Genomic DNA, 21,024 nt, shown 5'->3' on the forward strand with positions numbered 1-21,024 from the left:
CGGCACCCCGGCCCCGCTCGCCGCCGGCGCGACCCGCGCCCGTGCTGCCTCGATCCTTCGCTCGCTCACGCAGACCCTTCCTCATAGATGACCTCACCGCGCAGCACCGTGCGCCGGCACACCGGCAACGGCGTCGGATCCTGCGGACCCCGCAGCTCCGGATCCTCGGCCTGCAACACCGGCAGACCCCGCTCCACCCCCGCCGGCGTCGACCACACCGCGAACGTCGCCGGCGCCCCCAACGCCAGCACACCCTCGTTGTCCAGGTGCACCGCCCGCCAGCCACCCCGGGTGTGCGCCGCGAACGCCGCCCGCGCACTCATCCGCTGCACCGGGTTGTGGTGCGCCGCCGCCGCCCGCACCGAACCCCACGGGTCCAGCGGCGTCACCGGCGAATCCGACCCGAACGCCAACGCCACCCCGACCGCGTGCATCGCCCCCATCGGGTTCGACTCCAACGACCGGTCCAACCCCAACCGCGACTCGTACATCCGACCCGCGCCACCCCACAACCGGTCGAACGCCGGCTGCATGCTCGCCACGATCCCGTACTCCACGAACCCGGCGATCAGCCGCTTGTTCATGATCTCCGCGTGCTCCACCCGGTGCCGCGCCGCCCGCACCCGGTCCGTGCCCAGCTTCTCCGCCGCCGCCGCGAACCCCTGCAGCACCGTCGAGATCGCCGCGTCCCCGATCGCGTGGAAACCGCCCTGCATCCCGTGCGCCGCACAGTCCAGCAGGTGATCGCGCACCTCGTCCGCGGAGACGTACCCGTGCCCGCACGACCCCGTGTCACCGTCCAGGTACGCCGCCGACACGTGCGCCGTCCGCGACCCCAACGCGCCGTCGGCGAACAGGTCACCACCGGCCCCCACCGCGCCCAGCTCCCGGGCCCGCGCCGCACCCAGCAGCTCACCCCAGTAGCCGTACACCTCCGGCACGCCGTCGGCCGACACCGCCAGCAGACCGGTGAAGTCCTCCTCGTCGGAGATCTCCGGACCACCGCACTCGTGCACCGCCGCGATGCCCAACGACGCCGCGTGTTCGAGGGCCGCCCGCTGCGCCGCCACCCGCTGCGGGCGCGTCACCGACGCGAACGCCGCCGCCCGCACCACGTGGTGCGCGTCCCGACGCAACCAGCCCGACGCGTCGTACCCGGCCGCCTGCGCCGCCTGCGGACACGCCGCCAGCAGCGCCGCCGACACCAGCGCCGAATGGATCGACGCCTGCGACAGGTACACCCGCCGACCCCCGGCCGCCCGGTCCAGCGCCGCCGCGTCCGGCAGCTGCGGCACCGGCCAGTTCGACTCGTCCCAACCGTGCCCCAGCACCACCGCGTCCGACGGCAACCCCGCCGCGAACGCCGCCACCGCCTCCAGCAGCCCCGCCGCCGACCGCACCCCGGACAGGTCCAACCCCGACAGCGCCAACCCCGTGTCCGTGGCGTGCACGTGCGCGTCCACGAACGCCGGCGTCACCAGCGCGCCGTCCAGCTCCACCACCCGGTCGGCGACCGGCGCGTCCCGGTCCGCACCCAACCAGGCGATCCGGCCGTCGGTCACCAGCAGGGCCGTCGCGCGCGGATCGGCCGGACAGTGCAGCACGCCGCCGCGGTACAGAGTCGAGGGGTTCGTCATGACACTCAGTCTGCCGCCAGCCGGGACTCGAACAGAGCGCGGACCCCCGGCTCCGACCGCAGCAGACCCAGCGCCAGCTCCGCGTGACCCGGCACGTAGCCGTTGCCCACCAGCATCGTCACGTCCGCCGCCAGACCCTCCGCGCCCAACGCCGCCGCCGCGAAGCTCGTCGCCATCGAGAAGAAGATCACCGTGCCGCCGTCCGCCGTGGCCAGCACCGCCCCGTGCTCGCAACCCGGCACGTCCACGCAGACCACCGTCACGTCCGCCGGCACCCCCAGCGCCGACGTCACCGCCGTCGACAACGCCACCGGATCCCGGGCGTCGGCCAACGCGACCATCGAGGCCAGCCCGGCCTCGGTCAGCGCGTCGCGCTCCGCCGCCACCGGCACCACCCCGACGGTACGACCCGCGCCCGCCCGCCGCGCCGCAGCAAGGGACAGCGACCCGCTCTTACCGGCCCCACCGATCACCGCCACGGTCACCGGCGTCGGGTCGTTCTCGCGCTGCCTGCGCGCCACGTGCTCCGCGACGACCCGGCCGGTCAGCGCCGGCGCCCCGCACACGTCCAGCACCGCCAGGGACAGCTCCGGGTGCAGGTCGGTCGGGAGGACCGCCGCGATCGACCGGGCGAACAGGATCGCGTACCCGTCGCACGGCACCTGCTCGCTGCGCCCGTCCCAGCGGGCCAGCCCGTCGAGGATGGTCAGCGGGGTCAGGGTCAGCGACACCAGCGTCGCCACCCGGTCACCGGCCGTCAGCTCCAGCGGCGAGCGCCGGCCGACCTCCTCCACGGTGCCGATCAGCATGCCGCCCGACCCGGTCACCGGGTTCTGCATCTTGCCCCGGCTGGCGATGATCTCCAGCACCTCGGCGCGGACCTTCGCCCCGTCGCCGCCGTGCTTCTCCGACAACTGCCGGAAGCTCGCCGCGTCCAGGTTCAGCCGCTCGACCCGGATCCGCACCTCGTTCGGTGCGATCCGCGGGTCGGCGTCCAGCCGCCACGCCGCCTGCGGCAGCACCCCCGCCGGTTCCACAACGCGGTGCAGACCCACCGGTGACGTCACGCCGACCTCCCCTGTCAGCCGCGTGAAGCCCCGGCTTGGGCTCGCATCGCGGGAAAACTTCCGGCAGACTAATTTCTTCACCGGATATTTTCCAGTAGCCTACGGGCCGCTGATCATCTGCACCACTACGCACCGAGGAGGGGCCGTGACCCAGACCCAACCGGTTGAGACCATCCCTCAACCCCGTCACGCCCCGGTCGCGACGCCGACCGCCGGGCAGCCGTACGAATACCGCCGCAGCCCCCTGGTCGAGCCCGACTGGACCCGCTTCCCCGGCTGGCGCCACGTCACCCGCGAGCAGTGGGAGAACGCCCAGTGGCAGCGCGTCAACTGCGTCAAGAACATCAAGCAGCTGCGCACCGTGCTCGGCGACCTCGTCGACGAGACCTTCTACGCCGACCTGGAGGCCGACCAGAAGGCCCTGGCCACCATGTCCATGCTGGTGCCGCCGCAGATGCTCAACACCATGGTCCCGTTCGCCCCGATGACCACCGAGGCGTTCCTCGCCGACCCCGTGCGGCGCTACATGATCCCCGTCGCCTCCGACCGGCGCACCGACTGGCCCTCACACCCCTACGCCAGCCGCGACTCCCTGCACGAGCACGACATGTGGGTCGCCGAGGGCCTCACCCACCGCTACCCCACCAAGGTCCTCGCCGAACTGCTCTCCACCTGCCCGCAGTACTGCGGGCACTGCACCCGGATGGACCTGGTCGGCAACTCCACCCCCGCCGTCGACAAGCTCAAGCTCACCCTCAAGCCCGTCGACCGCTACGACGCCCACATCGCCTACCTCAAGGCCCACCCCGGCGTCCGCGACGTCGTCGTCTCCGGCGGCGACGTGGCCAACGTGCCGTGGCGCAACCTCGAGTCGTACCTGATGCGGCTGCTGGAACTGGAGACCGTCCGCGACATCCGGCTCGCCACCAAGGCCCTCATGGGCCTGCCGCAGCACTGGCTCCAGCACGACGTCGTCGAGGGCCTGGAGCGGGTCGCCCGCACCGCCGCCCGACGCGGCGTCAACCTGGCCATCCACACCCACGTCAACCACGCCCAGTCGCTGACCCCACTGGTCGCCAAGGCCGCCCAGACCGCCCTCGACGTCGGCGTCCGCGACGTACGCAACCAGGGCGTGCTCATGCGCGGCGTCAACGCCACCACCCCCGACCTGCTCGACCTCTGCTTCGCCCTGCAGGGTGAGGCGGGCATCCTGCCGTACTACTTCTACATGTGCGACATGATCCCCAACGCCGAGCACTGGCGGGTCCCCGTCTGGCACGCCCAGCAACTCCAGCACGACATCATGGGCTACCTGCCCGGCTACGCCACCCCGCGGATCGTCTGCGACGTCCCGTTCGTCGGCAAGCGCTGGGTGCACATGCTCACCGAGTACGACCGCGAACGCGGCATCTCGTACTGGACCAAGAACTACCGCACCTCCATCGAGTCCGCCGACCTGGAGGCGCTCAACAAGCGCTACGCCTACTACGACCCGATCGACACGCTGCCCGAGGGCGGGCAGCAGTGGTGGGTCGCGCACCGCGACGACTGAACGGCACCCGCACCACCCTCGGTCGCCGCCCCGCCGGCGACCGAGGGTGCGGCGTAGCCGATCCGGGAAACCCCGGCACGACGCGCTGACTACCCTGCACCCATGGGACCCGCGCGAGACGACGCCGACACCGCCGACCGGGCCACCCCCGTCGAGGTCTTCTTCGACGTCGTCTTCGTCCTCACCATCACCCAACTCGCCCACCTGCTCGAGGACCACCTCGACTGGACCGGCCTCGGCAGCACCGTCCTGATCCTCGGCCTGCTCTGGTACCTCTACAGCGGCTACGCCTGGCTCACCAACCACGTGCCACCGCGCCGGCCCGCCCGCAAACTCCTCCTCTTCGGCGGGATGGCCGGCTTCCTGCTCACCGCCGTCGCCATCCCCGACGCCTTCACCGGCAGCGGCCTGCTCTTCGGCATCGGCTACCTCGTCGTGGTCACCGTCCACCTGACGCTGTTCAGCCAGAGCACCGCCCGCGCCGGCGTACGCCGGCTTGCCCCCTACAACCTCGGCGCCGCCCTGCTTGTCCTCGCCGCCGGCCTGCTCTCCGGACCCGCCGTGTATGCCCTCTGGGCCGCCGCCGTCTTCGTCCAGACCGCGCTGCCCTACCTGCTTCCCGGCCACTCGTGGCTCGGCGTCGCCGCCAGTTTCCGCATCGTCCCGACCCACTTCGTCGAACGGCACGGCCTGCTCGTCATCGTCGCCCTCGGCGAAACCGTGGTCACCATCGGCATGGGCGCGCCCCTGAACCACCTCACTCCCAGCACCGCGGGCGCCATCGTGCTGGCCCTCGCGCTCCCCGCCGCCCTCTGGTGGACCTACTTCACCGAGGCCGGCGCCGGCGAGGCAATCCTCGACCGCGCCGAACCCGGCGCCCGGAGCCGACTGTCCGCCCGCGTCTACATCCTCAGCCACTTCGTCCTGCTGCTCGGCATCATCGCCACCGCCACCGGCCTGCACGCCACCGTCGCCCATCCCGACGCCCCGACCGGTTGGCCGGCCGCGCTCGCCCTCTCCGGTGGAGTGGCCCTCTTCCTGGTCGGCATCGCCGACATCCGCCGCGTCGTCCACCACGGCCGCCCGGCCAGCCGCCTGGTCACCGCGGCCCTGGTCCTGGTCACCGTCCCGATCGGCGCCTACGTCAACGCCACCCTGCACCTGGTCATCGTGATCGCCTCGGTGACCGCGATGCTGGTCGTCGACGGCCACCACGCCGGCGGCCAGGGGCGACCGGTCAGCCGCGCGGCGCGTACATGATGACCGCGACGCCGACCAGGCAGATGGCCGCGCCGGCCAGGTCCCACCGGTCCGGCCGGAAGCCGTCCACGAGCACCCCCCAGGCCAGCGACCCCGCCACGAACACACCGCCGTACGCGGCCAGGATCCGACCGAAGTGCGGGTCCGGCTGGAAGGTGGCCACGAAGCCGTAGCAGCCCAGCGCGATCACCCCGGCCGCGATCCACCACAGGCCGCGGTGCTCCCGCCAGCCCTGCCAGACCAGCCACGCCCCGCCGATCTCGGCGAGCGCGGCCAGACCGAACAGCAGCAGGGACCGGGCGACCGTCACGCCCGCCACGCTAACCGAGCGGTCCCCGGGGACGCCCCGGGGACCGCTCGGCACTCGTCTGGATCAGCGGAACGCGTCCCGCGCCCGGCGACCTGCGTCCTCGACACCCTGCCTGGCCCGGGCGGTGCTCTGCTCGGTGGCGCCCTCGCCCCGCATCCGCTCGTTGTCGGTGACGTCGCCGATCCGCTCCTTTGCGACGCCGGTGAGCTGCTGGGCCTTGTTCTTCGCCTTCTCCGTGAAGCTCATGTCGCCTCCTGCTGCTCCGGCGGTGTGCGAGGCGCTCCGCCCCGCCTCCCCCGGTGCGTCCCCGGTCACCATGGCCCGAAACGGTGCCCGCGCTGTTGCGGTCTTCCTCCGGCGTGACTCGGCTCGCGCCGCGTAGTCCGTCCTAGGATGCTGGTCTGTGAGTCATACCGGGAAGCGCCATCCCTGGCCTGCGACGTGAAGGGCGCGATGAACGTGGCGTGCACGGCATGCCGGGTCAGCCCGGCCAGGGAAGGAACACCGGGAACGGCGGTCCCCCCAGGAGAACGGGGGCGAGCCGCGCAGCGTCGGCCAGGAGGCGGCACCGTGCCGTACTGGTTCGGCCGCCTCCTGCCCTACCGACTCGACCGCCGGCAGCGGCCCGACGACAAGGCATGGGCGCCAGAGCCGGCGTCAGGGCGGCCCCGGGGCAGTCACGTCACACCCGCTGCGCCGTCCTAGGACAATAGGTGGTTCGTCACTGTCCGGCCGACGGCGTCCGGTACTGGTTGACTGGAGGCATGAGCGAGATCCTCCTGGTCCGGCACGGCGAGACCACCTGGAGCGCCAGCCGCCAACACACTTCGTACACCGATCTGGCACTGACTCCCGACGGCGAGCGGCAGGCCCGCGCCCTCGGCGCGGTGCTGGTCGGCCGGCGGTTCGCCCGGGTGCTGTCCAGTCCCCGCCAGCGCGCCCGGGCCACCGCGCAGCTGGCCGGCCTCACCGTGGACGAGGTGGACGACGACCTGACCGAGTGGAACTACGGCGAGTACGAGGGCCGGACCACGGTGGACATCCACAAGGACGATCCGCGGTGGAACATCTGGACCGACGGCTGTCCCGGCGGCGAGACGCCCGAACAGATCGGCGAGCGGGTCGACCGGTTGCTCGACCGGGTCACTCCCCTGCTCGACCAGGGCAGCGTCGCCCTCGTCGGGCACGCGCACAACCTGCGCGTCGTGGGCGCGCGCTGGATCGGGCTGCCCCCGTCCGGCGGCGGAAAGCTCCGGCTGGACACCGCCACGGTCAGCGTGCTCGGACACGAGCACGGGCGCCGCGTCATCCTCCGCTGGAACGGCGGCTGACCAGCCCGCTCAGCCGGCCTCGCCGTTGGCGCGGGGCCGCACCCGGGTCCGCGGATCGAGGTCGATCTTCGGCGGCCGCCCCTCGTACGGGGTCGAGAGCACCACCGTGGTGCGGGTGGTGACGTTGGCCGCGGTGCGGATCTCCTGGAGCACCCGCTCCAGGTCGGCCGGGCCGGCCACCCGCACCAGCAGCAGGTAGAAGTCCTCCCCCGCCACCGAGTAGCAGGAGTCGATCTCGGGCAGGTGGGCCAGCCGCTCCGGCGCGTCGTCCGGCTGCGACGGGTCGAACGGGCGGATCGCCACGAAGGCGGTCAGCGGCAGGTCCAGCGCCTCGAACGAGACCCGGGCGACGTAGCCGTTGATCACCCCGCGCTGCTCCAGCCGGCGGACCCGCTGGTGCACCGCGGAGACCGACAGCCCCACCTTCTCCGCCAGATCCGTGTACGACAGCCGACCGTCAACGGTCAGCGCGGCGACGATGGCGCGGTCGATCTCCTCCACGGCGTGCAACCTACCGGGTGGAAGCCCGGGGTGCGACGACCGGCCGGCCGCGGTCACGCTGGGCGGGCCGTCCGGTCGCGCACCGCATCGGCCGCGTAGTTCAGCACCTCGGCCATGTCCTCCTCGTCGAGGAAGGGCAGGTCGGTGAGGATGTCGGTGACGGACATCCCCTCCGCCATCATCGCCAGCAGGGTGGCCACCGGGATCCGGGACTGCCGCACGCAGGGCGCGCCGCCCATCACCTCGGGGTCGACGGTGATCCGGGGGAAGGTCACCGGCACAGGTTAGCCCTTCGCCAGCGCCCGGGAGATCACCAGCCGCTGGATCTGGTTGGTGCCCTCGACGATCTGGAGCACCTTCGCCTCCCGCATGTACCGCTCCACCGGGTGGTCGGCGACGTATCCGGCGCCGCCGAGCACCTGCACCGCGTCGGTGGTCACCCGCATCGCCACGTCGGTGGCGAAGAGCTTCGCCTTCGCCGCCTCGATCGAGTACGGCCGGCCGGCGTCGCGCAGCCGGGCCGCGGCGAGCGTCAGGGCCCGGGCGGCGGAGATCTGCGTGGCCAGGTCGGCGAGGTTGAAGCCGAGCCCCTGGAAGTCGATGATCGCCTGGCCGAACTGCCGCCGTTCCTTCGCGTACCCGACCGCGTAGTCGAGGGCGGCCTGGGCCAGCCCGACCGCACAGGCGGCGATGCCGAGCCGGCCGGAGTCCAGGGCCGACATGGCGATGGTGAAGCCCATGCCCTCGCCGCCGATCAGCCGGTCGGCGGGCACCCGGGCGTCGTCGAAGGCGATCTGCGCGACCGGGGAGGCGTGCAGGCCCATGGTCCGTTCGGCGGCCTGCGGGTGCAGGCCCGCGGTGTTCCGGTCGGCCAACAGGCAGGAGATGCCCTTCGGGCCGGAGCCGCCGGTGCGGCAGAAGATGTTGTAGAAGTCCGCGACCCGGGCGTGCGTGATCCACGCCTTGGTGCCGGAGACGACGTACGAGTCACGGTCGCGGACGGCCTTCGTGGTCATCGCCGCCGCGTCCGAGCCACCCTGCGGCTCGGAGAGGCAGTACGCCCCGAGCAGCTCCCCGCCGATCATGTCGGGCAGCAGCTTGCGCTGGGCGTCGTTGCCGAACTGGGCCACCGGGTAACAGGACAGGGTGTGCACGCTGACCGCCTCGGCCACGGCGAGCCAGCGGCTGGCCAGGATCTCCAGCACCTGGAGATAGACCTCGTACGGCTGAGCGGCGCCGCCGTACTCCTCGGCGTAGGGCAGGCCGAGCAGGCCGGCCCGGCCCAGGGTGCGCAGCACCTCCCGGGGGAACTCGGCGCGCTCCTCGAACCCGGCGGCCCGGGGGGCCAGCTCGCGGTCGGCGAGTTCGGTGGCGAGGTCGAGCAGGTCGTGGGCCTCGTCGGTGGGGAGGATCCGGTCGACAGTCATAGCGCGATGAGCTCCGTGGGGGTGGTGTTGAGCCGGTGTACGCCGTCCGTCGTGCAGACGACGATGTCCTCGATGCGGGCGCCGTGTCGGCCCGCGAGGTAGATGCCGGGTTCGATGGAGAACGCCATGCCGGGCTCCAACGGCCGGGAGTTGCCGGCGACGACGTACGGCTCCTCGTGCCCGTCCAGGCCGATGCCGTGGCCGGTGCGGTGCAGGAAGGCGTCGCCGTACCCGGCGGCGGTGATCGGCTCGCGGGCGGCCGCGTCGACCGCCTCGGCGGTCACGCCGGGCCGGACCGCGGCCACGGCGGCGCGCTGCGCCGCGTGCAGCACCTGGTAGTAGTCGGTGAACTCGGCCGGGGCGCGCCCGCCGGCGAGGTAGGTGCGGGTGGAGTCGGAGCAGTAACCCGAGGGCATGGTGCCGCCGATGTCGACGACGACCGGTTCGCCGGCCTGGATCGGGCGGTCCGAGGTGCCGTGGTGCGGGCTGGCGCCGTTCGGGCCGGCGGCGACGATGACGAAGTCCACGGTCGCGTGGCCGGCGGCGCGGATCGCCGCGGCGATGTCGGTGGCGACCTCGGTCTCGGTCCGCCCCGGCCGCAGCCACTCACCCATCCGGGCGTGCACCGCGTCGATCGCGGCGCCCGCCTCCGCCAGGGCGGCGACCTCGGCGGGCGACTTGCGCACCCGCAACTCGCTCAGCACCTCGCCGGCCAGCCGCTGGGTCGCCCCGGGCAGCGCGGCGCGCAGCGCGAGGACCTGCTCGGCCCACATCCGGTCGGCCAGCCCGACCGCCGCGACCGGTCCGCCGAGGGCGGCGGTGACCAGCGGGTACGGGTCGGTGCCGTCGGCGTGGTCGACGATGCGCACGCCGGTGGCCGGCGCCGGGGACGCCTCGGCGGCCGGACGTTCCAGGGTGGGGACGATCAGGGTCGGCTCGCCCTCGGCCGGCAGCACCAGGCAGGTCAGCCGCTCCCCCGCGTGCGCGTCGTAGCCGGTCAGGTAGCGCAGGTCGGAACCGGGCGTGAGCAGCAGCGCGTCCAGGCCGGCGGCGGCGGTGGCGCGGCGCGCGGCGGCCAGCCGGTCGGCGGGGTACAGCTCCTCGGTTCCCACCCGGCCAGCTTAACGCTCGTTTGGGCGGCAACCTACTCCGGCTCGCGCGCCCCCGGTCAGGCCCGGGCGCCGCCGAGGCCGAGCAGGACGGCCAGCCCCAGCGCGCTGCGCGGCGCGTACGGCACCCGCCAGAGCCCGCCGTGTGCCGCGCCGTACGCCTCGTCCTGCCACGGGTGGGCCAGCGCCGGACCGCCGCCGGTGCGCAGGTCGTGCACCAGGAGCGCGGCCATCAGGGTGTTGCTGGTCGCCGGCTCGAACACCTCGATGCCGAACCGGTGGGCGCCGGCGTACGCGGCGGCGAGCGCCCGGTTGCGCAGCACCGAACGGGTGCGGGTGGGCGGGGCGACGGTGAACGACACCGTCGAGCCGGCGTCCCGCGCCACCGTGGCCCGCCACCGCTGGAGCCGCTTCGCGAGGGCGTAGTTCGGGCCCTGCTGCGGGACCAGGCTGTCGTTGATGCCGGGATCGGCGCCCGGCGGATAGTTGCGGTGCAGCAGCCGCCCCCCGGAGACGACGCGCAGCGATCGGCGCGCCCAGCCGCGGGCCGCGTAGCCCCGCTCGGCGTGCCGCACCGCCTCGGCCGGGATGGCGAAGACGTCGGTGGGGGTGGCGAGGAAGGCGAGTGCGACGTCGTCGCGGTGCTGCTGGAGGTGGCCGGTTAGCGCATCGACCGCCATGGCGACGCGCACGTTGGTGGCCCCGTCGGCGTACACGTAGTTGCCGAGCACCAGCCGGCCGTCGATGCCGCGCAGCCAGTCGGCGACCTGCGGCAGGCGGTGCAGCAGGTCGGCGCCGGCCCGGGCGGCCAGCGCCTGGTCGTCGGCGGCGTCGCCGGGGCGTACCGGCAGCCGGAGGCGACCGCCGTGCCGACGGGCGGTCTGCAGCACCCGCCGCCAGAGCTCCGGTCGCGGCAGGTCGACCGCCACCACGTCGCCGCCCCAGCGGAGCAGGGACGGCAGCGGGCCCATCTCGGCGCCCGCGCCGAGCACGACGACCCGCTGGTCGCGCAGGTCGAGCCAGTCCGGGTTGGCGAGGACCGCGCCGACCGCCTCGGCGCAGGACGGCTCGATGACCCCGGCGGTGACCCAGGCGTCGAGTCGGCGGCGCAGCTCGTCGCCGCGCAGCCGCTGGCCCCGGTAGGGCAGCGACAGGTCCCGCTCGACCGGCCCACCGCCGGTGACCGTCGCCGTCTCCAGGGGCTCGTCGGCGGCGGTCGTGAAGGCCTCGTCGAGCCCGGTCTCCCGGCCGTCGGCACCAATCACGGTCATCCGGGCGTGCAGCGAGGCGAGCCCGTCCCGGGCGATGCTCAGGGCGGCCTCGCGGGAGAGCAGCCCCGCCTCGACCAGCCGGCGGAAGTGCCCCAGGTAGCCGTGCCGCCAGTTGGTCTCGTGCTCTGCCGAGCGCGCACCGACCGGATCGACAGCGCGCAGCGCGTCGGCGACGACAGCCCGCCCGAGCGCGCTCGTGCTGCGCCCCTCGCCGGTACGGGGGAACACCACCCCGGTCGGTCCCGCCACGGCCGCTGCCCCTTCCGTCGGTGGCGCCGGACCGTCCCGACGCGGATGCCACTCTGCCTCATGCCGGCATGACCTGCAGCGCGGGCTCGGGGGCCGCGGGCGGACGGCGCGACGCGGTGCGAGGATCGCCGGAGTCGACGACCGGAAGGACACCATGCGATACCGCACCCTCGGCTCCACCGGAACGGTGGTGTCGAACCTCTGCCTGGGCACCATGACCTTCGGCGCGGAGACCGACGAGGCGGGCAGCTTCGCCCAACTGGACCGGTTCGTCGAGGCCGGCGGCACCTTCATCGACACCGCCGACGTCTACTCCGCCGGGGTCTCGGAGGAGATGGTCGGGCGCTGGCTGCGCGATCGGCCGGGAATGCGGGACCGGGTGGTGATCGCCACCAAGGGGCGGTTCCCGACGGGAGCCGGGCCGAACGACGCCGGCCTGTCCCGGGTGCACCTCACCCGCGCCCTGGACGCCAGCCTGCGGCGACTCGGCGTGGAGGCGGTCGACCTCTACCAGGCGCACGCCTGGGATCCGCTGACGCCGCTGCCGGAGACGCTGCGGTTCTTCGACGACGCTGTGCGCGCGGGGAAGATCCGCTACGCCGGGGTCAGCAACTTCACCGGCTGGCAACTGCAGAAGGCCGCCCTGCTGACCCAGCACCTCCAGCTGGCCCCGATCGTCACCCTGCAGCCGCAGTACAACCTGCTGGTCCGGGAGATCGAGTTCGAACTGGTGCCGGTCTGCGAGAACGAGGGCATCGGCATCCTCCCGTGGTCCCCGCTGGGCGGGGGCTGGCTGACCGGCAAGTACCGGCGGGACACCGCGCCGACCGGCGCCACCCGCCTGGGCGAGGACCCGGAGCGGGGGGTCGAGGCGTACGCGGGGCGCAACGCCCAGGAGCGGACCTGGCGGGTGATCGACGCGGTGCGGAAGGTCGCCGGGCAGCGCGGGGTCTCCATGTCGGCGGTGGCGCTGGCCTGGCTGGCCGACCGGCCCGCGGTCACCTCGGTGATCCTCGGTGCCCGGACCACCGACCAGCTCGACGACAACCTCACCGCCGCCGACCTGAGCCTGGACGAGGAGCAGACCCGGTTGCTGGACGAGGCGAGCGCCCCGGCGGTGGCCGACTACCCGTACGGCGGGCCGGGCGTCCGGCAGCGCGCCCGCGACCTGCCGGCGTGACCCGCCGGGCGGGGCGCTCCCTGACGCGCCCCGCCCGGTCGCGGGTCAGCCCGTGACGGTCTCCGACTGCCAGGAGAACACCGCCGCCGCCCGCGGGTCGGCGGTGACCCGCAGCCAGTTCGAGGCGGTGTCGCCGTACGTCTCGAGCCGGGTCAGGTTGGCCACGCCGGCGTAGGCCGGCTCGACCTCGTAGACGTGCTCGTCGCCGTGCACGAGCAGCACCGGCCTGCCGTACGCCGCGGCCCGCTCGGCGATGCGGGCCCGGATGTCGGCGTAGCCCGGCGTGGCCAGCGGCTCGGCCTGCATCATCAGCAGCACGCCGGGCGCGGCGGTCAGCCGGGCCGCGGCGAACGTGGCGTCGATCCAGTCCAGTGCGGCGGCCTTGCGGGCCTCGAACTCGGCCAGCCGCAGGTCGGGGCGGTCGCCGCCGGGCAGCTGCGACCACGGCGCGAGGTCGTTCTCGCTGCCCACCACGTGGACGGTGGCGAAGACGATCCGGCTGCGGACGAAGAGCACGTTCTCCCGGTAGTCGCGGTGGCGGGGGTCGGCGGCCTGCGACAGCACCGGCGTCGGCCGGCCGCCGATGGTGCTGCCGGCCTGCGGGTAGAAGACCCGGCGGACCGCGTCGAGGCGTTCGGTCGGCAGGTAGCCGCCGGCGGCCGTGCGGTGGCAGTCGGTCCACTCGTTGTCGCCGGGTGTCAGCACGAACGGGTCGGCGAAGGTGTCGTAGAGCCGGCGCAGGTCGGCGAAGCGGGCGTCGTCGCAGGTCGACGAGCCGCTCTTCACGTCACCGGCGTGCAGCACGAAGCTCACCCGCGGGTCGGCGTTGACGTCGTCGACCAGGGCGGGGAACTGGGCCCGTTGGGCGTCGGAGTACGGCGTGTCGCCGAGCAGGGCGAAGGTGACCGGGTTGGCGGCGGCGCCGTGGTCGGGCGCGGCGGTGGCCGATGCGGCCGGCAGCGCGGCGACGATCGTGGAGACGAGGGCAAGGGCCGGAAGGCGGGTCCATCGCATCGGATGATTCCCGCAGGTCGTCCTCACCAGAGGGTGGCCGTCCGCTGACACCCCCGCGACGATCCGCCGACGATCCGCCGACCGGCGGCGTTCCCCGCCGTGCCGACCCGTTCGCCGGCGGGCGGAGGCGGCCGCGCCGGCCCCGCCGCAGGTACGCCACCAGCAGCCGGGCTGGCGCACCTGCGGCCCGGACTCAGTTGCTCAGCCAGCGGTGGATGCAGTGCAGCAGGTCGTCGGCGTCGACCGGCTTGGTGACGTAGTCGCTGGCGCCCGAGGAGATGCTCTTCTCCCGGTCGCCGTGCATCGCCTTGGCGGTGACGGCGATGATCGGCAGCTCGGCGTAGCGGGGCATGGCCCGGATCGCCGCCGTGGCGGCGTATCCGTCCATCTCCGGCATCATCACGTCCATCAGCACCAGGTCGATGTCGTCGTGGCGCATCAGCGTCTCGACGCCCGTGCGGCCGTTCTCGGCGTAGACGACGTCGATGCCGTGCAGTTCCAGGATGTTGGTCAGCGCGAAGACGTTGCGGGCGTCGTCGTCGACGACCAGGACCTTGCGCCCGGTCAGCGCCGCGGCGAACGCGTCCCCGGCCGGCGCGGCGTCGGCGGTGGCGGGCGTGAGCGGCACGACCCGCTCGGGGCTCTCCGCCGACAGGTGCAGGGCGATGCGCTCGCGCAGGTCGTCCAGGCTGCGCAGCACCTCCAGCGGCCGGTCCTTGGCGATGGCCTGCAGCAGCGTCTCCTGGCCGGCGGTCAACGGCTGCCCGTGGTAGGCCAGCACCGGCAGGCGGTGCAGGTCCGGGTGGTCGTCGAGCGCCTTGAGCAGGGCCGTCCCGCCCTCGACGGACATGTCGAGGTGCAGCACCAGCAGGTGGTGCCGGTGCGCGGTGAGCGCCTCGATCGCCGAGGCCGTGTCCACCGCCGTGGACACGTCGGCTGCGTGCTCTGCCGGCCCCGCCGCGACGCCCTCGGCCAGCATGGTGAGCAGGCCCTTGTCGTGTCCCTCGAGCACCAGCAGGCGCCGCTGCTCGGTACGCCGGTAGGTGTCCGGCTCCGCCGTCCCGACCAGGTGACCGCTGAGCGGGCCGGCGGAGTCGGCGCCGTACGGTCCGACGACGGTGGCGGGCAGGTAGAGGGTGAAGGTGCTGCCCTGACCCAGGACGCTCTGCGCGGTGATCCGACCGCCCAGCAGGTGGGCGATCTCGCGGCTGATGGAGAGCCCGAGGCCGGTGCCCCCGTACCGGCGGCTGGTGGTGCCGTCGGCCTGTTGGAAGGCGTCGAAGATGGCGGTCAGGTGCTGCTCGGCGATGCCGATGCCGGTGTCGATCACGCGGAACGCGATGACGGTCTCCGCCGGCTCGACGCCGCCGGGCAGCTCGTCCGGCCGGGCCCGCTCGATGCGCAGCTGCACCCTGCCCTGCTCGGTGAACTTGACCGCGTTGGAGACCAGGTTGCGCAGCACCTGACGCAGCCGCTGCTCGTCGGTGTGCAGGGTGGTGGGCACGTCCGGGCCGGTGACGATGTCCAGCTCCAGCCCACGCGGCGTGGTCAGCGGGCGGAAGGTGGCGTCGACGTAGTCGCGCAGGACCGACAGGTCGAAGGTCTCCGGGTTGATGTCCATCTTGCCGGCCTCGACCTTCGACAGGTCGAGGATGTCGTTGATGAGCTGCAACAGGTCGGTGCCGGCGGAGTGGATGACCGTCGCGTACTCGACCTGCTTGCTGGTCAGGTTGCGGTTGGGGTTCTGCGCGAGCAGTTGGGCCAGGATGAGCAGCGAGTTCAGCGGGGTGCGCAGCTCGTGGCTCATGTTGGCCAGAAACTCGGACTTGTACTTCGAGGCGAGCGCGAGCTGCTGGGCGCGCGCCTCCAGCTCCTGGCGGGCCTGCTCGATCTCGGAGTTCTTCGTCTCGATGTCGTGGTTCTGCCGGGCCAGCAGCGCCGCCTTGTCCTCCAGCTCGGCGTTGGAGCGCTGCAGCTCCTCGGAGCGGGCCTGCAGTTCCTCCGACCGGGTCCGCAGCTCGGCCGCGAGGCGCTGGGACTCGGTGAGCAGGATGTCGGTACGGGCGTTGGCGACGATGGTGTTGACGTTCACCCCGATGGTCTCGGTGAGCTGGTCGAGGAAGTCGCGCTGGATGTCGGTGAACCGGCTCATGCTGGCCAGCTCGATGACGCCGAGCACCTGGTCCTCGAAGAGCACCGGCAACACCACGAGGTGCAGCGGGGCGGCGGCCCCCAGGCTGGACGAGACGGTCACGTAGTCGGCCGGCACCGCGTCGACCACGATGGCCCGCTTGCTCACCGCCGCCTGGCCGACGAGGGAGTCGCCGAGGGCGTAGCGGCGCCGGGTGGCGTCGTGCCCGTAGCCGCCGACGACCCGCAGCGCCTTGCCCTCGGCGAGGTCGTCGACCAGCAGGAACGTGCCGAGCTGCGCGGAGACCAGGGGTGCCAGCTCGTTCATCACCAGACCGGCGACCACCTCGAGGTCGCGGTGGCCCTGCATGAGCCCGGAGATGCGGGCCAGGTTGGTCTTGAGCCAGTCCTGTTCCTGGTTGGTGCGGGTGGTCTCGCGCAGCGACTCCACCATCGAGTTGATGTTGTCCTTCAGCTCGCCGACCTCGCCCGGGGCGTCCACCGTGATGGACCGGGTCAGGTCGCCGGTGGCGACGGCGCTGGTCACCTCGGCGATCGCCCGCACCTGGCGGGTCAGGTTGCCGGCCAGCTCGTTGACGTTCTCGGTGAGCCGCTTCCAGGTGCCGGAGACGCCCTCGACCTCGGCCTGACCGCCGAGGCGGCCCTCGCTGCCCACCTCCCGGGCCACCCGGGTGACCTCGGCGGCGAAGCTGGAGAGCTGGTCGACCATCGTGTTGATGGTGGTCTTCAGTTCCAGGATCTCGCCGCGGGCGTCGACGTCGATCTTCTTGGTCAGGTCGCCCTGCGCCACCGCCGTGGTGACCTGGGCGATGTTGCGGACCTGGCCGGTGAGGTTGTTCGCCATCGAGTTGACGTTGTCGGTGAGGTCCTTCCAGGTGCCCGCGACGTTGGGCACCCGGGCCTGACCGCCGAGGCGTCCCTCGGTGCCCACCTCGCGCGCCACCCGGGTCACCTCGTCGGCGAAGGCGCTCAGCGTGCCGACCATCGTGTTGATGGTCTGGGCCAGGACCGCGACCTCACCCTTGGCCTCGACGGTGATCTGCCGGCTCAGGTCGCCTTGGGCGACGGCGGTGGCGACCAGCGCGATCGAGCGCACCTGGTTGGTGAGGTTGTTGGCCATCTCGTTGACGTTGTCGGTCAGGTCCTTCCAGGTGCCGCCCACGTTGGAGACCCGGGCCTGACCGCCGAGCCGCCCCTCGGTGCCGACCTCCCGCGCCACCCGGGTCACCTCGTCGGCGAACGCGGAGAGCTGGTCGACCATCGTGTTGATGGTCTCCTTCAGCGCCAGGATCTCCCCCCGCGCGTCGACCCGGATCTTCTGCGTCAGGTCGCCCTTGGCGACCGCGGTGGTGACCTCCGCGATGCTGCGTACCTGCGCGGTGAGGTTGTCGGCCATGACGTTGACCGACTCGGTGAGGTCCTTCCAGGTGCCGGAGACGCCCTTCACGTCGGCCTGGCCGCCGAGGCGGCCCTCGGTGCCCACCTCGCGGGCGACCCGGGTGACCTCGTCGGCGAACGACGACAACTGGTCCACCATCGTGTTGATGGTGCTCTTGAGCTCCAGGATCTCGCCGTGCGCGGTGACGGTGATCTTCTGCGACAGGTCGCCGCGGGCCACCGCCGTGGCCACCTGGGCGATGCTGCGCACCTGGTCGGTGAGGTTGCCGGCCATCGAGTTGACCGAGTCGGTGAGGTCGCGCCAGGTGCCGGCGACGCCGCTGACCTGGGCCTGGCCGCCGAGGCGCCCGTCGGTGCCGACCTCCCGGGCGACCCGGGTGACCTCGTCGGCGAACGACGACAACTGATCCACCATCGTGTTGATGGTGCTCTTGAGCTCCAGGATCTCGCCGCGGGCGTCGACGGTGATCTTCTGCGACAGGTCGCCGCGGGCCACGGCGGTGGTGACCTGGGCGATGTTGCGGACCTGGCTGGTCAGATTGCCGGCCATGAAGTTCACCGAGTCGGTGAGGTCGCGCCAGGTGCCGGCGACGCCGGGCACCTCGGCCTGGCCGCCGAGGCGGCCCTCGCTGCCCACCTCCCGGGCGACCCGGGTGACCTCGTCGGCGAACGACGACAACTGGTCCACCATCGTGTTGATGGTGATCTTCAGCTCCAGGATCTCGCCGCGCACGTCGACCGTGATCTTCTGCGACAGGTCGCCCCGGGCAACCGCGGTGGCGACCTCGGCGATGTCGCGGACCTGGTCGGTGAGGTTGCCGGCCATCGCGTTGACGGAGTCGGTGAGGTCCTTCCAGGTGCCGGAGACGCCGGGCACCTCGGCCTGGCCGCCGAGCTGGCCCTCGGTGCCGACCTCCCGGGCCACCCGGGTCACCTCGGAGGTGAACAGCGACAACTGGTCCACCATGCCGTTGAAGACGGTGGCGATCTCGCCGAGCAGCCCGTCGGCGTCCTCGGGCAGTCGGGTGCCGAAGTCGCCGTCCCGCACCGCCGTCAGGCCCGCCAGCAGCTGCCGCAGGCCCGGATCAGCCATCGGCCCGCCGGCGCTGCCCGCCGTCTCGCGTCGCCGCGGCACCGTCTGTTCGACCACCACTCGCCCCCATCGCCGAGCCGCCGGGAACGGCTGGAGCCGTCCCGGCGACAACATCAACCGCGCAAGTATGCCGATGGGGCGAGCGGCCCGCATGGGAGAGCGAACCGGGGTGAGCTGCGCCGGGGTGGCGGGGACGGAGGTGGGCGGGTGACGCTCGGGCGTAACCCGGATCAGCGCGTCGCCGGGCGCCCGCACGACTGACGGACCAGCTCCACCATCTCCGCCACCGAGCCGGCCGGGTCGGTCACCGGGAACTGCACCGCGCGGACCACGGCGTCGGGGTCGACCAGCAGGGTGAGGCGCTTGAACCGGTCCACCCCGCCGGCCCGGAACGTCGGCAGCAGCAGCCCCGCCGCGAGCCGCCCGTCCTGGTCGGACAGGAGCGGGTACGGCAGCCGGGCGTGCTCGGCGAAGGCCCGCAACTGGTCGGGGCGCTGTGTGCTCACGCCCCGCACCTCGGCGCCGGCGGCCCGGATGAGCTCGTGCCGGTCGGCGTACGTGCGGGCCTCCAGCGTGCACCCGACGGCGCCGGGGATGTCCCCCCAGCCCGGCGGAAGTCCCTGGTCGCCGGGGGCGAACGCGCCGGGGAAGAGGTAGAGCACCGTCCAGCGGCCCGGCACGGCCGGCGACTCGTCGCCGCCGTCGTGCCGGGGCAGCGTGACCGCCGGCAGCCGGCGGCCGACGAGCTGGCGTACCCGGCGGGCCTCGGCGGAGTCGGCGCGCGCGGTCGCGGTGAGGGCCCCGTCGCCCAGCACGTGCCGGCTGCCCCAGTCCTGCAGGGCGACCAGCACCGGCAGCAGTGCCTCCCCCTTCGGTGTGAGCAGGTAGTCGTAGCGGAGCGGGTGGTGCGAGTACGCCTCCCGGCGCAGCACCCCGTGCTCGACCAGCGCGGCGAGTCGTTCGGTCAGCGCCCGGCGGCTGACCCCCAGCTCGCGCTGGAGCGCGTCGAAGCGGGTGGTGCCGCCGGCGACGTCGCGCACGATCAGGAAGGTCCACCAGTCGCCCAGCACGCCGAGCGCCTGGGCGATGCCGCAGTCGGCGTCGGCGAGGTCCACCCGCCTCATCCACCCACCCCCTCGCTCGGTCCGCCGTCGACTATAGTCCGTTCCAGATTGGAACTCACTGGCTCGGGGACGGGGGTTGACGGTCATGACCGTCGAGCAGGGAGCCGGGGTGTTCTGGCGCTGGTGGGCCGCCGGCACGACCAGCCTGGTCGGGTCGGCGGTCGGCGGGGTGGCGCTGCCGCTGACCGCGCTGACCGTGCTGGACGCGACCGCCTTCGAGATGGGCCTGGTCGCCGCCGCCGGCTACGTGGCCTGGCTGGTGATCGGGCTGCCCGCCGGGGTCATCGTGCAGCGGTTGCCGCTGCGTGGCGCGCAGGTCGGCGCCGACCTGGCCCGCGCCGTAGCGGTGGCGTCCATCCCGCTGGCCTGGTGGTGGGGGTGGCTGACCGTCGCCCAACTGGTCGTGGTGGCGCTGGTGGTCAGCTTCGCCAACGTGCTCTTCGACGTCGCCAACTCCACCTTCCTGCCGGCCATCGTCGGCCGCGAGCAGCTGCACTCCCGCAACAGCCTGACCTCGGCCACCCACGCCGCCACCCAGCTCAGCGGTCCCGCGCTGGGCGGGCTCGCGGTGCAGGCCCTCGGCGCGGTGCCGACGGTGCTGGTCGACGCGGCCAGTTACCTCGTCTCCGCGGCGCTGCTGCGCTCGCTGCCGGCCCGCCGCACCGACGCCCCCGACCGGTGGCCCCCGATCCGCCAGATGATCGGCGAGGGCTGGCGGTACGTGACCCGCCACCCGGTCATGGGCCCGACCATGTGGACCGCCACCGCGGTGAACTTCGTCTGCGGGGCGCAGCTCGCGGTCTACCCGCTCTACCTCGTCCGCGAACTGCACGCCCCGGCCGTGCTGGTCGGCGTGCTGCTCGCCGTGGAGGGCGTCGGGTCGCTGGTGGGTGCCGCGCTGACCCCGTGGATCACCGGCCGGTGGGGCACCGCCCGGTCGGTCCTGGTCGCCTGCCTGGTCTCCGTCGCCGGCGCGTTCGTCGTCCCGGTCGGGGTGGGCTGGGCGGCGTACCTGGCGTTCGCCGTCGGCAACGTGGTCTTCGCCGGCAGCGTGGTGGTGCTCAGCGTGACCACCCGCACCTACCGGCAGACGGCCAGCCCGCCCGAGCTGCTCTCCCGGGTGATGGCCACCGTCCGCTTCGTCTCCTGGGGCGCGATCCCCATCGGCGGGCTGGTCGCCGGCGCCCTCGCCGGTGTCGTCGGCGCGCGGGGCACCCTGTTCGTCTTCGCCGCCGCCGCGGTGTGCGCGCCGCTGGCCCTGCTCCTGTCGCCCGTGCGTCGGCTGCGGGACTTCACCGACCTGCGGGTGGACGGCGTCGATCGCCGGGAGGTCCTCGGCGCCCGGTGACG

Annotated in this window: 17 protein-coding genes; 5 read left to right on the forward strand and 12 right to left on the reverse strand. The window is 73.2% G+C overall.

Going from position 1 to position 21,024, the window contains the following annotated elements:
* Positions 1 to 65 precede the first annotated feature (65 nt).
* Both ACTMTB_RS26265 and ACTMTB_RS26270 read right to left on the reverse strand, forming a co-directional pair.
* Positions 66 to 1,637, reverse strand: coding sequence for an amidohydrolase (locus ACTMTB_RS26265; RefSeq protein WP_441148880.1), 1,572 nt, complete (start codon positions 1,635 to 1,637; stop codon positions 66 to 68).
* Between the two features lie 5 nt (positions 1,638 to 1,642).
* A complete protein-coding gene (locus tag ACTMTB_RS26270; protein WP_441148985.1) occupies positions 1,643 to 2,692 on the reverse strand; it encodes a zinc-binding alcohol dehydrogenase in 1,050 nt (349 codons plus the stop codon).
* A 157-nt stretch (positions 2,693 to 2,849) separates the two neighbouring features.
* Here ACTMTB_RS26270 and ACTMTB_RS26275 point away from each other — a divergent pair, with 157 nt between their 5' ends.
* Positions 2,850 to 4,256 (forward strand): KamA family radical SAM protein, encoded by a 1,407-nt coding sequence (locus ACTMTB_RS26275; protein ID WP_441148881.1) that lies wholly within the window; start codon positions 2,850 to 2,852, stop codon positions 4,254 to 4,256.
* A 102-nt stretch (positions 4,257 to 4,358) separates the two neighbouring features.
* Positions 4,359 to 5,516 (forward strand): low temperature requirement protein A, encoded by a 1,158-nt coding sequence (locus ACTMTB_RS26280; RefSeq protein WP_441148882.1) that lies wholly within the window; start codon positions 4,359 to 4,361, stop codon positions 5,514 to 5,516.
* Here ACTMTB_RS26280 and ACTMTB_RS26285 read toward each other — a convergent pair.
* Both ACTMTB_RS26285 and ACTMTB_RS26290 read right to left on the reverse strand, forming a co-directional pair.
* The gene (locus ACTMTB_RS26285; protein ID WP_350795493.1) at positions 5,494 to 5,826 is read right to left on the reverse strand and encodes a YnfA family protein; all 333 of its coding nucleotides are present in this window, start codon (positions 5,824 to 5,826) and stop codon (positions 5,494 to 5,496) included. The two genes, ACTMTB_RS26280 and ACTMTB_RS26285, sit on opposite strands and share 23 nt — an antisense overlap.
* Before the next feature lie 63 nt (positions 5,827 to 5,889).
* Positions 5,890 to 6,072: a CsbD family protein gene (locus tag ACTMTB_RS26290; protein ID WP_441148883.1), complete on the reverse strand. Its 183-nt coding sequence runs from the start codon at positions 6,070 to 6,072 to the stop codon at positions 5,890 to 5,892.
* 518 nt (positions 6,073 to 6,590) lie between these two features.
* Between ACTMTB_RS26290 and ACTMTB_RS26295 the strand changes: the two genes are divergently transcribed.
* Entirely contained in the window at positions 6,591 to 7,157 is a 567-nt protein-coding gene (locus ACTMTB_RS26295; RefSeq protein ID WP_441148884.1) for a histidine phosphatase family protein, read from the forward strand.
* A 9-nt stretch (positions 7,158 to 7,166) separates the two neighbouring features.
* Here ACTMTB_RS26295 and ACTMTB_RS26300 read toward each other — a convergent pair whose 3' ends face one another.
* The 5 genes from ACTMTB_RS26300 to ACTMTB_RS26320 are packed head-to-tail and all read right to left on the reverse strand — an operon-like array spanning position 7,167 to position 11,714.
* Positions 7,167 to 7,658, reverse strand: a complete 492-nt coding sequence (locus ACTMTB_RS26300) for an Lrp/AsnC family transcriptional regulator (protein WP_280838668.1) — start codon at positions 7,656 to 7,658, stop codon at positions 7,167 to 7,169.
* A 53-nt stretch (positions 7,659 to 7,711) separates the two neighbouring features.
* The gene (locus tag ACTMTB_RS26305) at positions 7,712 to 7,933 is read right to left on the reverse strand and encodes a DUF433 domain-containing protein (RefSeq protein ID WP_154936964.1); all 222 of its coding nucleotides are present in this window, start codon (positions 7,931 to 7,933) and stop codon (positions 7,712 to 7,714) included.
* 9 nt (positions 7,934 to 7,942) lie between these two features.
* A complete protein-coding gene (locus ACTMTB_RS26310) occupies positions 7,943 to 9,085 on the reverse strand; it encodes an acyl-CoA dehydrogenase family protein (protein ID WP_441148885.1) in 1,143 nt (380 codons plus the stop codon).
* On the reverse strand, positions 9,082 to 10,197 hold the full coding sequence (locus tag ACTMTB_RS26315) for a M24 family metallopeptidase (RefSeq protein WP_441148886.1): 1,116 nt from the start codon (positions 10,195 to 10,197) through the stop codon (positions 9,082 to 9,084). Before ACTMTB_RS26315 ends, ACTMTB_RS26310 begins: the two co-directional genes overlap by 4 nt.
* Before the next feature lie 56 nt (positions 10,198 to 10,253).
* Entirely contained in the window at positions 10,254 to 11,714 is a 1,461-nt protein-coding gene (locus ACTMTB_RS26320) for a hypothetical protein (protein WP_441148887.1), read from the reverse strand.
* Positions 11,715 to 11,868: 154 nt separating this feature from the next.
* Between ACTMTB_RS26320 and ACTMTB_RS26325 the strand changes: the two genes are divergently transcribed.
* Entirely contained in the window at positions 11,869 to 12,894 is a 1,026-nt protein-coding gene (locus ACTMTB_RS26325; RefSeq protein ID WP_441148888.1) for an aldo/keto reductase, read from the forward strand.
* A 45-nt stretch (positions 12,895 to 12,939) separates the two neighbouring features.
* Here the strand turns inward: ACTMTB_RS26325 and ACTMTB_RS26330 are convergent, their stop codons facing one another.
* From ACTMTB_RS26330 to ACTMTB_RS26340, 3 genes are all read right to left on the reverse strand, one after another.
* Positions 12,940 to 13,908 carry a metallophosphoesterase gene (locus ACTMTB_RS26330; RefSeq protein ID WP_441148889.1) on the reverse strand — a complete coding sequence of 323 codons (969 nt, stop codon included), beginning with the start codon at positions 13,906 to 13,908 and terminating at the stop codon, positions 12,940 to 12,942.
* Positions 13,909 to 14,101: 193 nt separating this feature from the next.
* Positions 14,102 to 18,550 (reverse strand): HAMP domain-containing protein, encoded by a 4,449-nt coding sequence (locus ACTMTB_RS26335; RefSeq protein ID WP_441148986.1) that lies wholly within the window; start codon positions 18,548 to 18,550, stop codon positions 14,102 to 14,104.
* Between the two features lie 230 nt (positions 18,551 to 18,780).
* Positions 18,781 to 19,674, reverse strand: a complete 894-nt coding sequence (locus tag ACTMTB_RS26340; RefSeq protein WP_441148890.1) for a winged helix-turn-helix transcriptional regulator — start codon at positions 19,672 to 19,674, stop codon at positions 18,781 to 18,783.
* A gap of 85 nt (positions 19,675 to 19,759) precedes the next feature.
* Between ACTMTB_RS26340 and ACTMTB_RS26345 the strand changes: the two genes are divergently transcribed.
* On the forward strand, positions 19,760 to 21,022 hold the full coding sequence (locus ACTMTB_RS26345) for an MFS transporter (RefSeq protein WP_441148891.1): 1,263 nt from the start codon (positions 19,760 to 19,762) through the stop codon (positions 21,020 to 21,022).
* Positions 21,023 to 21,024: the final 2 nt, after the last annotated feature.

It is taken from the genome of Micromonospora sp. L32, from assembly GCF_052068055.1.
GTDB lineage: Bacteria > Actinomycetota > Actinomycetes > Mycobacteriales > Micromonosporaceae > Micromonospora > Micromonospora purpureochromogenes.

What these genes read in the sequence shown, in the direction of transcription:
- ACTMTB_RS26265 (WP_441148880.1), bottom strand. Translation starts at nt 1,637, where the DNA reads ATGACGAACCCCTCGACTCTGTACCGCGGCGGCGTGCTGCACTGTCCG.
- ACTMTB_RS26280 (WP_441148882.1), top strand. Translation starts at nt 4,359, where the DNA reads ATGGGACCCGCGCGAGACGACGCCGACACCGCCGACCGGGCCACCCCC.
- ACTMTB_RS26290 (WP_441148883.1), bottom strand. Translation starts at nt 6,072, where the DNA reads ATGAGCTTCACGGAGAAGGCGAAGAACAAGGCCCAGCAGCTCACCGGC.
- ACTMTB_RS26295 (WP_441148884.1), top strand. Translation starts at nt 6,591, where the DNA reads ATGAGCGAGATCCTCCTGGTCCGGCACGGCGAGACCACCTGGAGCGCC.
- ACTMTB_RS26310 (WP_441148885.1), bottom strand. Translation starts at nt 9,085, where the DNA reads ATGACTGTCGACCGGATCCTCCCCACCGACGAGGCCCACGACCTGCTC.
- ACTMTB_RS26325 (WP_441148888.1), top strand. Translation starts at nt 11,869, where the DNA reads ATGCGATACCGCACCCTCGGCTCCACCGGAACGGTGGTGTCGAACCTC.
- ACTMTB_RS26330 (WP_441148889.1), bottom strand. Translation starts at nt 13,908, where the DNA reads ATGCGATGGACCCGCCTTCCGGCCCTTGCCCTCGTCTCCACGATCGTC.
- ACTMTB_RS26335 (WP_441148986.1), bottom strand. Translation starts at nt 18,550, where the DNA reads ATGGCTGATCCGGGCCTGCGGCAGCTGCTGGCGGGCCTGACGGCGGTG.
- ACTMTB_RS26340 (WP_441148890.1), bottom strand. Translation starts at nt 19,674, where the DNA reads ATGAGGCGGGTGGACCTCGCCGACGCCGACTGCGGCATCGCCCAGGCG.
- ACTMTB_RS26345 (WP_441148891.1), top strand. Translation starts at nt 19,760, where the DNA reads ATGACCGTCGAGCAGGGAGCCGGGGTGTTCTGGCGCTGGTGGGCCGCC.